This window comes from Blastococcus sp. SYSU D01042 (genome assembly GCF_054050515.1).
The window spans coordinates 105,393-118,468 of the sequence record NZ_JBJGZM010000007.1; the positions used below are offsets into that span (position 1 = coordinate 105,393).

A 13,076-nucleotide genomic window follows, 5' to 3' on the forward strand; every position below is an offset into this window, starting at 1 on the left:
GTCGTGCTCGGGTCGTCGTGGCCGCGCGCCGCGTCACTCGCGGCTGGTGAGCCGGGACAGCGAGTCCAGCGGGATCATCAACCAGTGCGGACGGTTGCGTGCCTCGTAGACGCACTCGTAAACCGCCTTGTCGGCCTCGAACGCCCGAAGGAGTGGTGACCCGCCGCACGGGTCCAGGCCGCTGGCCTCCGAGTAGCCGGTGCAGAACGCCGCCCGGTTGCGCTCGGCCCACTCCTGCGCCCGGTAGGCGCGCTGGGTGTCCTCCGGCTGCTCGACGAGCATGTGCCGGGCCGCGTAGTCGAAGCTGCGCAGCATGCCCGCGACGTCGCGCAGCGGGCTGTCCAGCTCGCGGCGGGCGGCCAGCGGGCGGGCCGGCTCGCCCTCGAAGTCGAGCACGATCCAGCCGGTCGCAGTCCGCAGGACCTGGCCCAGGTGCAGGTCGCCGTGCACCCGCTGGCGCACGACCGGCTCGGTGCTGTCCGCGACCGCGGCGTAGATGCGCCGCAGCCCGTCGGCGTGCTCGGCGAGCTGCGGGACCACCTCGATCGCGGCGTCGAGCCGCTGACCCATCTGCCGGGCCACGGTGGCGTACCAGTCGCGCTCGGCGGGCTCGGTGGGCAGGACGGTGGCCATGTCGGTGTGCACCGACGCGGTCGCCGCGCCCAGCCGCTCGCTGTCGGCCGCGAAGTCGCCGCCCACCTCGTCGGCGTGCAGGTCGCCCTCGGCGTAGAGGTCGCGGACGCTGGCCGTCGCGAGCCGCCAGCCGTCGCTGGCGTTGGGCACGAACGTCTGCAGCATCGCCACCGTCGCCGGCGGGTTGGCCTGATCGGGGTCGTCGATCTCGATGTGCCCCAGCAGCGGCGCGATGTGCGGGTTCTCCGCCCGGCGCAGCGCGTCGTGGATCTCCACGTCGGGGTTCAGCCCGGGCTCGAGCCGGCGGAACAGCTTGAAGATCGCCTCCTGGCCGTAGACCAGCGAGGTGTTGCTCTGCTCGGTCGAGACGATGTCGCCGGGCACGCCCTCGGGGATGTAGGCGACACCGGCCGGGTGGAAGTGCATCGGCCCGACGGTCGAGGCGTTCACCAGGTGGATCAGCCACGGCGTCGTCGCGTCCCGGTCGCGCATGGCGTCGTAGGCGTGGGACTCGCGGCCGTCGCCGGCCACCGTGCCGATGTAGGCCGAGCCCAGCTCCTCCACCTCGGAGTCGCGCCAGGAGATCGGCACGAGGTAGGTGTCCGCGCCGCCGTCGGCGTAGGTGACCCGCACCCGGTGCACGGAGAGCACCGGGTCGCTGCGGTCGAGGAAGAAGCCGTCCTCGGTGACCTCGGCCCACTCGCGGCCCTTGCTCCCGAACCAGCGCTGCCCGGGCATCCACTCGCGGAGCAGGTCGGCCAGTGCGCTCATCGGGGCCCTCCCTGGGAGTCGTCGGGGTCGGGGAGGTTGTCGCCGGGGGTCTCCTCGGCGGCGCTGACCACGCCGGCGGCGAGCAGCGAGTCGGCGATGGCGCTGCTGCCGGTGGTCTCCCAGTCCTCGGGCTCGTCCACGAACGGCTCGGCCGGCTTGGACAGCTCGAACCAGTAGAAGCCGTGCCCGGCGAGGGTGAGCATGTAGGGCAGCACGCCGATCTGCGGGAACTCGACCCGGCCGGTCAGCTCGACGGGCGTGTAGCCCTCGAACTGGCGCAGGTCGAGCTCCACCGGCTGCGGAAAGCGGGACAGGTTGTTCACGCACAGCACGACGTCGTCGCCGAACCGGCGCACGAAGGAGAGCACCGTCGGGTTGCGCGAGCCGATCTCCTCGAACGTCCCCAGACCGAAGGTCGGGTGCTGGCCGCGCACCTGGATCATCCGGCGGATCCAGTGCAGCAGCGAGGTGGTGTTGCGCAGCTGCGACTCGACGTTGGTGACCTGGTAGCCGTACACCGGGTCGGCGTTGAGCGGCAGGTACATCCGCTGCGGGTCGGCGGTCGAGAACCCGCCGTTGCGGTCCGGCGTCCACTGCATCGGCGTCCGGACGCCGTCGCGGTCACCGAGCCAGATGTTGTCGCCCATGCCGATCTCGTCGCCGTAGTACAGGACCGGCGAGCCCGGCAGCGACAGCAGCAGCGCGTTGAACAGCTCGAGGGTGTTGACGTCGTTGTCCAGCAGCGGCGCCAGCCGCCGGCGGATGCCGATGTTGGCCTTCATGCGGGGGTCCTTGGCGTACTCGCCCCACATGTAGTCGCGTTCCTCGTCGGTGACCATCTCGAGGGTCAGCTCGTCGTGGTTGCGCAGGAAGACGCCCCACTGGCAGTTGTCCGGGATGTCCGGCGTCTGGGCCATGATCTCCGAGATCGGGAACCGCTGCTCCCGGCGGACGGCCATGAACAGGCGCGGCATCACCGGGAAGTGGAAGGCCATCTGGCACTCGTCGCCGTCCTCGCCGAAGTACTCGACGACGTCGGCCGGCCACTGGTTGGCCTCGCAGAGCAGCACGGTGTCGGGGTAGTTCGCGTCGACGACCTTGCGCACCTCCTTGAGGAACTCGTGGGTGCGCGGCAGGTTCTCGCAGTTGGTGCCCTCCTCCTCGAAGAGGTAGGGCACGGCGTCGAGGCGGAACCCGTCGATGCCGAGGTCCAGCCAGAAGCGCAGGGCGTCGATGATCGCCTCGCGCACCTTGGGGTTCTCGAAGTTGAGGTCGGGCTGGTGGGAGAAGAACCGGTGCCAGAAGTACTGCTTGCGCACCGGGTCGAAGGTCCAGTTCGAGCTCTCGGTGTCGACGAAGATGATCCGGGCGTCCGCGTAGCCGGTGTCGTCGTCGGCCCAGACGTAGAAGTCGCCGTAGGGGCCCTCGGGATCGGTGCGGCTGGCCTGGAACCACGGGTGCTGGTCCGAGGTGTGGTTCATGACGAAGTCGATGATCACGCGCATGCCCCGCGAGTGGGCGGCGTCGAGGAACTCCTTGAAGTCCTCGATGTCGCCGAACTCGGGCAGCACCGCGGTGTAGTCGCTGACGTCGTACCCGCCGTCGCGCAGCGGCGAGGCGAAGAACGGCGGCAGCCACAGGCAGTCGACGCCGAGCCACTGGAGGTAGTCCAGCTTGTCGATCATGCCGCGGAGGTCACCGACGCCGTCGGCGTTGCTGTCGGCGAAGCCGCGGACGAGGACCTCGTAGAAGACGGCGCGCTTGTACCACTCGGGGTCGGTGCCCGGAGGCGGCAGCGCGGAGTGGGCGGGAGCGGACTCGGGAACGGGAACGGTCATCGCTGGGGGAGCCCTCGGGAAGTCGCGGGTGGGCGGTCGGGGGTGCCCCTGGTCAGGAAGGGACCGGGGGCGGGAACTGCACGGGGCGGGGGAAGGTGACCGCGAAGACGTGCGCGGGCTCGCGGAACGGGTCCAGCTCGAGGTAGTTGAACTGGCCCCAGTCGTACGAGGCGCCGGTGAGCTCGTCGGTGACGGAGAACCGCTCGTGCCAGTCCAGGCCGAGGGTCTGCATGTCCAGCGCCGTCGTCCCGATCTGGGTGTCGCGGCTGGACAGGTTGACCACGACCAGGACGGCGTCGGCCGAGCCCGGGTCGGTCTTGGAGAAGCAGATCAGGTTCGGGTTGTCGACCGGGTGGAAGCGCAGCGTCCGCAGCTGCTGCAGGGCGGGGTGCGCCCGGCGGATCTCGTTGAGCCGCTTCAGGTAGGGCGCCAGGCTGCGCCCGGACTCCTCGGCGGCGGCCCAGTCGCGCGGCCGCAGCCGGTACTTCTCGCTGTCGAGGTACTCCTCGCTGCCCGGCTTGACCGCGACGTGCTCGAAGAGCTCGAAGCCGGAGTAGACGCCCCAGGTGGGGCTCAGCATCGACGCGAGCACGGCCCGGATCTTGAACATCGGCGGGCCGCCGAACTGCAGCGACTCGTGGAGGATGTCCGGGGTGTTCACGAAGAAGTTGGGCCGCATGTAGTGCGCGTTCCCGGCGAGCTCGCGCCCGTACTCCTCGATCTCGCCGCGCTCGGTCCGCCACGTGAAGTACGTGTAGGACTGGGTGAACCCGATCCGGGCGAGCTGGTGCATCATCGCCGGCCGGGTGAACGCCTCGGCCAGGAAGAGCACGTCGGGGTCGGTCCGCTTGACCTCCCAGATCAGCCAGTGCCAGAAGTTCAGCGGCTTGGTGTGCGGGTTGTCGACGCGGAAGATCCGCACGCCGGCGTCCATCCAGTGCCGCACGACGCGCAGCACCTCGGCGTAGATGCCTTCGGGGTCGTTGTCGAAGTTGATCGGGTAGATGTCCTGGTACTTCTTCGGCGGGTTCTCGGCGTAGGCGATCGTGCCGTCGGGCTTGGTGGTGAACCACTCGGGGTGCTCGGCGACCCAGGGGTGGTCGGGCGCGGCCTGTAGCGCGAGGTCGAGGGCGACCTCCATGCCCAGCTCGCGGGTGCGCGCCACGAAGGCCGTGAAGTCCTCGAGCGTGCCCAGCTGCGGGTGCACCGCGTCGTGGCCGCCCTCGGCGCTGCCGATGGCCCAGGGCGAGCCGACGTCGTCCGGGCCGATCTCGTGCGGGTTGCCGCCCGGGAACTGCGCGGTGTTCGGGCCCTTGCGGTTCACCGTGCCGATCGGGTGGATCGGCGGGAGGTAGACGACGTCGAAGCCCATGTCGGCCACCGCCGGCAGTCGGTCGGCCGCCGTCGTGAAGGTCCCGTGCGTGGGGACGCCGCCGACGACGGGACCCTCCGAGCGCGGGAAGAACTCGTACCAGGAGCCGTAGAGGGCCCGCGGGCGGTCGACGAAGACCTCGTGGTCCGGCGTGGCCGTGACCAGCTCGCGGACCGGGTGCTCGTGCAGGTAGCGCTGCAGGCCCGACGCCAGGGCCGGCGCCACCCGCACGGTGAGCTCCTGGGTGTCGTCGCGGAGCGCGGCGGCCGCGGCCACGACCCGGTCGCGCCAGTCCGCGCCGGCCTCGGCCGCGACGCGGTCGAGCAGCCGGGCGCCCTCCTCGAGGTCGTTGGCGAGCTCGTCGGCGCCCTGCCCCGCCTCGATCTTCACCTCGACGGCGTGCCGCCAGGTGGCCAGCGGGTCGCTCCAGGCCTCGACGCGGAAGGTCCAGGTCCCCTCGCGGTCCGGGACGACGGTGGCCAGCCAGCGGTCGGGCTCCGGCCCGAACCTCGCCATGCGGGTGAACGGGCCGGCGGTCCCGTCGGGGGCGGTCCACACCACGTCGGCGGCGACGGCGTCGTGCCCCTCGCGGAACACGGTCGCGGTGATCGGCAGGTGCTCGCCGACCACGGCGCGGGCCGAGAAGGTCCCGCAGGAGACGACGGGGGCGACATCGGTGATGCCGAGGCGGAGGTCAGCGCGGCCATTCATCCCCGTCACGCTATCGAGGTACGCAGGTGCGGGCACTTCGGCGGCACCCGTCCGGGTGGCCGTGCGGCGACCGCCCGGCATGTGGCGCGTGGGGCGCGTGTGGCGCGAAGACCTCCTCGACCCCCTGGCGCCACCGCTCAGGCTGGCTAGTCTCGACCGGTGCGAGCTCTCCGACGTTTCACTGTCCGCGCCGCCCTCCCGGAGCCGCTGCTCCCGCTGTCGCAGCTGGTGATGAACCTCCGCTGGTCGTGGCACCCCGAGACCCGGGACCTGTTCGAGACCCTCGACCCGGCGCTGTGGCGGCGCTGCGGTGGTGACCCGGTCAAGGCGCTGGGCGAGGTCTCGGCCGAGCGGCTGGCAGCCCTGGCCGCGGACCGCAAGTTCGTCCGCCGGCTGCAGGACGCCGTCGACGACCTGGAGGAGTACCTCTCCACGCCGCGCTGGTACCAGTCGCTGGGCGCCGAGGCGCCGGCGAGCATCGCCTACTTCTCCGCCGAGTTCGGCATCACCGAGGTGCTCCCGCAGTACTCGGGCGGTCTGGGCATCCTCGCCGGCGACCACCTCAAGGCCGCCTCCGACCTCGGGGTGCCGCTCATCGGCGTCGGGCTGCTCTACCGGGCCGGCTACTTCGAGCAGGGTCTGTCCGCCGACGGCTGGCAGCTCGAGCACTACCCGTCGCTGGACCCGCACGGCCTGCCGGTGAAGCTGCTGCGCGAGCAGGACGGCTCCGCCGTCGTCATCAACGTGCCGCTGCCCGAGGGGCGCACGCTGTTCGCGCACGTCTGGCGGGCGCAGGTCGGCCGGGTGTCGCTGCTGCTGCTCGACAGCGACATCGAGGAGAACGCGCCGGCCGAGCGCGGGGTCACCGACCGGCTGTACGGCGGCGACGAGGACCACCGCCTGCGCCAGGAGATGCTGCTCGGCATCGGCGGCGTGCGCGCCGTGCGCGCCTACTGCACGCGCACCGGCACCCCGGTGCCCGAGGTGTTCCACGCCAACGAGGGACACGCCGGCTTCCAGGGCCTGGAGCGGATCCGCGAGCTCATCGAGTCGCACGGCCTCACGTTCGCCGAGGCGCTGCAGGCGGTCCGCGCGGGCACGGTCTTCACCACCCACACCCCGGTGCCGGCCGGCATCGACCGCTTCCCGAAGGCGCTCATCGAGCGGTACTTCGCCGGCTTCGGCGTCCCGCTGCACGACCTGCTCGCGCTCGGCGCCGAGGAGGACCCGTCGAAGTACAACATGGCGCACATGGGCCTGCGGCTCGGTCAGCGGGCCAACGGCGTGAGCGAGCTCCACGGCCACGTGAGCCGGGGCATGTTCAGCAACCTGTGGCCGGGCTTCGACGAGGGCGACGTGCCGATCGGGTCGATCACCAACGGCGTGCACGCCCCGACGTGGACCGCCCGCGAGCTGGTCGACATGGGGACGCAGAGCTCGAGCCAGGGCGACCCCGTCGTCGTCGACGGGCCGGTGCACTTCGACGGCGTCGACCGCATCCCGGCCGGTGACCTGTGGGCGGTCCGCCGCACGCTGCGCGGCCGGCTGGTCGAGGAGGTGCGCCGGCGGCTGCGCGAGACCGCGCTGTCCCGCGGCGCGACCGAGGCCGAGGTCGGCTGGACCGACACCGCCTTCGACCCCGACGTCCTGACCGTCGGGTTCGCCCGCCGGGTGCCGTCGTACAAGCGGCTCACCCTGATGCTGCGCGACCCGGCCAAGCTCAAGGCGATGCTGCTGGACCCGCAGCGCCCCCTGCAGCTGGTCATCGCCGGCAAGAGCCACCCCGCCGACGACGGCGGCAAGAAGCTCATCCAGCAGATGGTGGAGTTCGCCGACGACCCGGAGATCCGGCACCGCATCGCGTTCCTGCCCGGCTACGACATCGGCATGGCGCGCTACCTGTACTGGGGCTGCGACGTCTGGCTGAACAACCCGCTGCGGCCGCTGGAGGCCTGCGGCACCTCGGGCATGAAGTCGGCGCTCAACGGGGGGCTGAACCTCTCCATCCGCGACGGCTGGTGGGACGAGTGGTTCGACGGCCAGAACGGCTGGGCCATCCCGACCGCCGACGGCGTCGCCGACGCCGACCGCCGCGACGAGGTCGAGGCGCGGGCCATCTACGACCTGCTCGGCACCCAGGTGCTGCCGCGGTTCTACGAGCGGGACGGCGAGGGCGTGCCCGCCCGGTGGGTGGAGATGGTCCGCCACACGCTGCGCGAGACCGGCCCCAAGGTGCTGGCGACCCGCATGGTGCGCGACTACGTGCAGGCGCTGTACGTCCCGGCGGCGCAGTCCGCCCGCGTCATGTCGGCGGAGGGTTACGCGCCGGCCCGCGCGGAGTCCGGCTGGCGGGCGCACCTGCTGCACAACTGGTCGACCGTCCGCGTCGCGCACGTCGAGGCGACCGGTGCCGGTGACACCCCGGAGATCGGCTCGACCCTGGCGCTGCGCGCCGAGGTGGAGCTGCCCGGGCTGGAGCCGGGCGACGTCGAGGTCCAGGCCGCCTACGGGCGGGTCGACGACGCCGACGGGCTGCACGAGGTGACCTCGGTGCCCATGGCGCACGAGCAGACCGAGGGCTCCCGGCACTGGTTCACCGCGACGGTGCCCCTGGAGCGGACGGGTGCCTTCGGCTACACGGTGCGGGTGCTCCCGCACTCCGAGCACCTGGCCGACCCGGCCGAGCTCGGCGTGGTCACGACTGCGTGATCGACGTGTCGTGACCCTCTGGTCACCCCCGCCACACGGGTACGTGTGACGTCGTGCGGACACGGCGTGGCGGGGGGCGGCCGGGCGCCGAAGCCGATTGCGCATCACTAGGCTGGCCGCCATGCCCGACCGCTGTGAAGTCCTCCCCGGAGACGCCGTCGTCGCCCGCCGCGACGGCGGTCTGCTGTGGGTCGACGCCCCCGGTTCCCCCGCCCTCGTCGCGGCCCTGCACGCCTGCCTCGGGGTCTCCGGCCCCGGTGCCGAGCAGGTCCTGACGGCCGTCGCCGCGCAGGCGGGGTCGCTCTCCTCCGGCAGCGCGTCCTACGCCCTCGTGCTGGCCGACGCCGCCTCCGGCACCGGCGTCGCCCTCTGGTCCGGCAAGGGCCAGCTCTCGGTCGACGGCGTGCCGGTCACCGGTTCGTCGGTCGAGGGCGGCAGCGTCGCCTCCGGCTTCCGCCTGGGCCGCGCCCTGTACGTGGGCCCGGGTTCGGCGGCCGCGCAGGCGGCCTCCGGCGTCACCCTCGACCTGGTCGAGGGCACCGTGCCGGGCTCCGGCGCGACGCTGCACCTCACCCCGGCCGCCGCGCCGTCCTCGGCCCCGGCGCAGGCGCCGTCGTCGTTCACGGCCTCCTCCGACGCCGGCTTCGGCTCGGGTGGCAGCACCGGCTCGAGCCGGGCCGGTGCGGCGCCCGACTCCGGTGAGCAGACCGCGTTCTGGCGGCCGGACTCCGACTCCGACGCCCCGGCGAGCTCGGCGCCCGTGCTGCGCTTCGACGACGGGCTCGTCATCACGGTCGACGAGGACCTGGTGCTGGGCCGCCGTCCCGACAACCACGAGATGGTCACCGCCGGCACGGCCCGCCCGGTGCCGATCGCGGACACCCAGAACGTGCTCTCCTCGGCGCACGCCGCCCTGACCCGCTCGGGCGACCAGGTCTCGCTGGTCGACCTCGGCTCGCTCAACGGCACCCACGTCGCCGGCCCCGAGGCCACCGAGTGGACCCAGCTCGAGCCCGGTCAGCCGCACCCGCTCTCCGACGGCGACCGCCTCCTGCTCGGCTGGACCGTCATCACCTTCGAGCAGGCCGAGTAGCCGCACCCCGTTGAACGCGAGAGGCCCAGAACCGCACCGGTTCTGGGCCTCTCGCGTTCACCGGTCAGCCCGTCAGGGACGCCGCAGCACCTTGAGCAGCCACACGCACCGGCCGGGCAGCTCCACCGGGCCGGGCGCGATCATCGCGGGCTCGGGTGGCGCGCCGGTGGCGTACTCGGTGGAGACGACGAGCTCGTAGCCGTCGGCCCAGGGCGCGTCGGGCAGCTGCACGGTGAGCGGCTCGGCGCCGGCGTGCAGCCAGACGAGGTAGGAGTCGTCGACGACCGGCCGGCCGGAGGCGTCGCGGTGCCGGATGCCGCGGCCGTCGAGGTACATGCCGACCGTCTGCAGCCCGGTGTCGAACCAGTCCGCGGTGGTGAGCTGGCCGCCGTCCGGGGCGAACCACGCGAGGTCGCGGGTGCCGCCGGTGCCGGGCAGCTCGTGGCCCTCGAAGAACGCCTCCTGCCGCAGCACGGGTGCGGCGTGCCGCAGCCGCAGGACGTGGGCCACGAACGCGCGCAGCTCCTCGTCGACCGCCGTCCAGTCCAGCCAGGAGAGCTCGCCGTCCTGGCAGTAGGCGTTGTTGTTGCCCCGCTGCGTGCGGCCGAGCTCGTCCCCCGCGGTGAGCATCGGGACCCCGGTCGAGAGCAGCAGCGTGGCCAGCAGGTTGCGCACCTGCCGGCCGCGCAGCGCGAGGACGGCGGGGTCGTCGGTCTCGCCCTCGACGCCGCAGTTCCAGCTCCGGTTGTGGCTCTCGCCGTCCCGGTTGTCCTCGCCGTTGGCCTCGTTGTGCTTGCCGTCGTAGCTCACCAGGTCGCGCATGGTGAAGCCGTCGTGGGCGGTGACGAAGTTGATGCTGGCGAACGGGCGCCGGCCGTCGGATCGGTAGAGGTCCGAGGAGCCGGTCAGCCGGTAGGCCAGGTCGCGGACGCCCACGTGCGCTCCGGCCCACACGTCGCGCACGGTGTCGCGGTAGGCGGCGTTCCACTCCGTCCACGGCGGCGGGAAGTTGCCCACCTGGTAGCCGCCCGGGCCGACGTCCCAGGGCTCGGCGATGAGCTTGACCCGGCTGACCACCGGGTCCTGGTGCACCACGTCGAAGAAGGCCGAGAACCGGTCGACGTCGTGCGTCGAGCGGGCCAGGGCCGGGGCGAGGTCGAACCGGAAGCCGTCGACGTGCATCTCGGTGACCCAGTAGCGCAGCGAGTCCATGAGCAGGCCCAGCACCGCCGGCCGGCGCACGTCCAGGGTGTTCCCGCAGCCGGTGTAGTCGGTGTACCGCGCCGGGTTCGACCCGTCGAGCCGGTAGTAGCCGGCGTTGTCGATGCCCTTGAAGGCCAGTGTCGGCCCGGTCTGGTCGCCCTCCGCCGTGTGGTTGTAGACGACGTCGAGGACCACCTCGATGCCGGCGGCGTGCAGCGCCTTGACCATCGTCTTGAACTCGGTCACCTGCCCGCCGCCGCTGCCCGCCGAGCTGTACGCCGCGTGCGGGGCGAAGAACCCGAGGGTGTTGTAGCCCCAGTAGTTGGTCAGGCCGCGGCGCAGCAGGTGCGGCTCGCTGACGAAGTGGTGCACCGGCAGCAGCTCGACGGCGGTGACGCCGAGCGCGGTGAGGTGCTCGACGAACGCCGGGTGGGCCAGGCCCGCGTAGGTGCCGCGCAGGTGCTCGGGGACGTCGGGGTGCCGGGCGGTCGCGCCCTTCACGTGCACCTCGTAGATGACGGTGTCCGACCACGAGGTCCGCGGCGCGCGGTCGCCGTCCCACGGGAAGGTGTCGTGCACGACGACGCCGCGGGGCACGTGCGGCGCGGAGTCCTGCTCGTCCGGGACGGCGCTGTCGACGGCGTCGCCCGGGTGCCCGAACACCGCCGGGTGCAGCTCCAGCCCGCCCTCGACGGCGCGCGCGTACGGGTCGAGCAGCAGCTTCGCCGGGTTGTACCGGTGCCCCGCCGCCGGCTCGTAGGGCCCGTGCACCCGGAAGCCGTAGCGCTGCCCGGGCCCGACGCCGGGCAGCCGCCCGTGCCACACCTGGTGGGTGCTCTCGGTGAGGCGGTGCCGGTGCTCGGTGCCGTCGGCGTCGAAGAGGCACAGCTCCACCGCGTGCGCCCCGGCCGACCAGAGGGCGAAGTTCGTGCCGGTGCCGTCCCAGTGCGCGCCGAGCGGGGTGGGCGAGCCGGGCAGCACCTCGGCGGCGGGGGAGGGGGTCACCGGGCGATCGTGCCAACCCCGGGGGGTGTGCGTGTGCAGGCGGCGCGCGCCGGGTTGGTTGGATGGGGACGTGTCGAGCATCGGTCGGGTGGGTGGGGGCGGCACAGACGCCTCGGACGAGGCCGTCGTACGGATGACCGGGGTCGGCGTCGTGCGCGGGGAGAACACCCTGCTGCGCGGTGTCGACTGGCGCGTGGACGCCGACCACCGCTGGGTGGTGCTCGGGCCGAACGGGGCGGGCAAGACCACGCTGCTGCAGCTGGCCGGCGCACTGCTGCACCCCAGCCGGGGGGAGGTGCAGCTGCTGGGGGAGACCCTCGGCGCGGTCGACGTGTTCGAGCTGCGGCCGCGCATCGGGCTGACCAGCGCGGCGCTCACCCAGCGGATCGCGCCGGCGGAGAGGACCGGGGACGTCGTCGTCTCGGCCGGGTACGCCGTCGTGGGCCGGTGGCGGGAGCGGTACGACGTCCACGACCTGACCCGGGCCGGGATGCTGATGGAGCAGTGGGGCGTCGCTCAGTTCGCGCACCGGCCGTTCGGCACCCTCAGCGAGGGCGAGCGCAAGCGCGCCCAGATCGCCCGCGCGCTCATGCCCGACCCCGAGCTGCTGCTGCTCGACGAGCCGGGGGCCGGCCTGGACCTGGGCGGTCGCGAGGACCTCGTCTCCCGGCTGTCCGACCTGGCTCGCTACACCTACGCCCCGGCCCAGGTGCTGGTCACCCACCACGTCGAGGAGATCCCGCCGGGCTACACGCACGCGCTCCTGCTGCGCGGCGGCGAGATCGTGGCGGCGGGTGCGGCCGACGACGTCCTCACCGCCGGGAACCTCTCGGACACCTTCGGGCTGCCGCTGGAGCTGACCCGCACCGACGGCCGGTTCGCCGCCCGCAGCGCTCGCTAAGGTGCCGCCATGGCTGAGCCCGAGTTCGTGACCCTGCAGGTGGAGGACGGCGTGGGCACGATCCGCCTCGACCGGCCGAAGATGAACGCCATCGACGAGCAGCTGCACCACGAGGTGCGGGCCGCGGCGATGGAGGCGGGGGAGCGCGCCGACGTGCGCGCCGTCGTCCTCTACGGCGGCGAGCGGGTGTTCGCCGCGGGCGCCGACATCAAGGCGATGTCGCAGCTCGACGGCTCGTCCATGGTGGCGTGGGGTCGCGAGCTGCAGAACTCGTTCCGCACCGTCGCGCGGATCCCCAAGCCGGTCATCGCGGCCATCACCGGCTACGCGCTGGGTGGCGGCTACGAGCTGGCGCTGTGCGCCGACTTCCGGGTGCTCGGCAGCCGGGCGAAGATCGGCCAGCCCGAGATCCTGCTCGGCGTCATCCCCGGGGCCGGCGGCACCCAGCGGCTGGCCCGCCTGGTCGGCCCGGCCAAGGCCAAGGACCTCGTGTTCACCGGCCGGCACGTCGGCGCCGAGGAGGCCCTCGAGATCGGCCTGGCCGATGCCGTCGTCCCGGACGACGAGGTGTACGCGACGGCCGTGGCCATGGCGCGCAAGTTCGCCGCCGGCCCGCCGCTGGCCCTCGCCGCCGCCAAGCGCGCCATCGACGAGGGGCTGGAGCTGCCCATCGACGAGGGTCTGGACCTGGAGAGCCGGCTGTTCGCGGAGCTGTTCGACACCGAGGACCAGGCCACCGGCATGCGCTCGTTCCTGGAGAGCGGCCCCGGCAAGGCGGAGTTCACCGGCCGCTGACGCACCGTTCCGTCGCCGAGTGGTCGACGGATCGTCACGTGGCAG

Annotated in this window: 8 protein-coding genes; 4 read left to right on the forward strand and 4 right to left on the reverse strand. The window is 72.8% G+C overall.

The genetic code is table 11. The features are described 5' to 3' along the window. Nucleotides 1-33 precede the first annotated feature (33 nt). From ACI79H_RS14135 to ACI79H_RS14145, 3 genes are read right to left on the reverse strand one after another with little or no spacing between them, the layout of a single operon-like run. Complete coding sequence (locus tag ACI79H_RS14135; RefSeq protein ID WP_456555035.1) at nucleotides 34-1,404, reverse strand: maltokinase N-terminal cap-like domain-containing protein; 1,371 nt, start codon at nucleotides 1,402-1,404, stop codon at nucleotides 34-36. Next, entirely contained in the window at nucleotides 1,401-3,242 is a 1,842-nt protein-coding gene (gene treS, locus ACI79H_RS14140; RefSeq protein WP_456555036.1) for a maltose alpha-D-glucosyltransferase, read from the reverse strand. Before treS ends, ACI79H_RS14135 begins: the two co-directional genes overlap by 4 nt. Before the next feature lie 52 nt (nucleotides 3,243-3,294). Further along, on the reverse strand, nucleotides 3,295-5,325 hold the full coding sequence (locus ACI79H_RS14145; protein WP_456555037.1) for an alpha-1,4-glucan--maltose-1-phosphate maltosyltransferase: 2,031 nt from the start codon (nucleotides 5,323-5,325) through the stop codon (nucleotides 3,295-3,297). 159 nt (nucleotides 5,326-5,484) lie between these two features. Here ACI79H_RS14145 and glgP point away from each other — a divergent pair, with 159 nt between their 5' ends. Further along, nucleotides 5,485-8,034: an alpha-glucan family phosphorylase gene (gene glgP, locus ACI79H_RS14150; protein WP_456555038.1), complete on the forward strand. Its 2,550-nt coding sequence runs from the start codon at nucleotides 5,485-5,487 to the stop codon at nucleotides 8,032-8,034. Nucleotides 8,035-8,155: 121 nt separating this feature from the next. Further along, nucleotides 8,156-9,127 carry an FHA domain-containing protein gene (locus ACI79H_RS14155; protein WP_456555039.1) on the forward strand — a complete coding sequence of 324 codons (972 nt, stop codon included), beginning with the start codon at nucleotides 8,156-8,158 and terminating at the stop codon, nucleotides 9,125-9,127. Nucleotides 9,128-9,199: 72 nt separating this feature from the next. On the opposite strand, the gene glgX is transcribed toward ACI79H_RS14155, so the two are convergent. Continuing rightward, complete coding sequence (gene glgX / locus ACI79H_RS14160) at nucleotides 9,200-11,335, reverse strand: glycogen debranching protein GlgX (RefSeq protein ID WP_456555040.1); 2,136 nt, start codon at nucleotides 11,333-11,335, stop codon at nucleotides 9,200-9,202. 133 nt (nucleotides 11,336-11,468) lie between these two features. Between glgX and ACI79H_RS14165 the strand changes: the two genes are divergently transcribed. Together ACI79H_RS14165 and ACI79H_RS14170 are read left to right on the forward strand one after the other, a co-directional pair. Beyond that, nucleotides 11,469-12,236 carry an ABC transporter ATP-binding protein gene (locus tag ACI79H_RS14165; RefSeq protein WP_456555041.1) on the forward strand — a complete coding sequence of 256 codons (768 nt, stop codon included), beginning with the start codon at nucleotides 11,469-11,471 and terminating at the stop codon, nucleotides 12,234-12,236. A 9-nt stretch (nucleotides 12,237-12,245) separates the two neighbouring features. Beyond that, nucleotides 12,246-13,031, forward strand: coding sequence for an enoyl-CoA hydratase/isomerase family protein (locus ACI79H_RS14170; protein WP_456555042.1), 786 nt, complete (start codon nucleotides 12,246-12,248; stop codon nucleotides 13,029-13,031). The last annotated feature ends 45 nt before the right edge of the window (nucleotides 13,032-13,076 follow it).

Coding starts and splice junctions, on each gene's coding strand:
- ACI79H_RS14135 (WP_456555035.1), bottom strand. CDS start 1,404: ATGAGCGCACTGGCCGACCTGCTCCGCGAGTGGATGCCCGGGCAGCGC.
- treS (WP_456555036.1), bottom strand. CDS start 3,242: ATGACCGTTCCCGTTCCCGAGTCCGCTCCCGCCCACTCCGCGCTGCCG.
- ACI79H_RS14145 (WP_456555037.1), bottom strand. CDS start 5,325: ATGAATGGCCGCGCTGACCTCCGCCTCGGCATCACCGATGTCGCCCCC.
- ACI79H_RS14155 (WP_456555039.1), top strand. CDS start 8,156: ATGCCCGACCGCTGTGAAGTCCTCCCCGGAGACGCCGTCGTCGCCCGC.
- ACI79H_RS14165 (WP_456555041.1), top strand. CDS start 11,469: ATGACCGGGGTCGGCGTCGTGCGCGGGGAGAACACCCTGCTGCGCGGT.
- ACI79H_RS14170 (WP_456555042.1), top strand. CDS start 12,246: ATGGCTGAGCCCGAGTTCGTGACCCTGCAGGTGGAGGACGGCGTGGGC.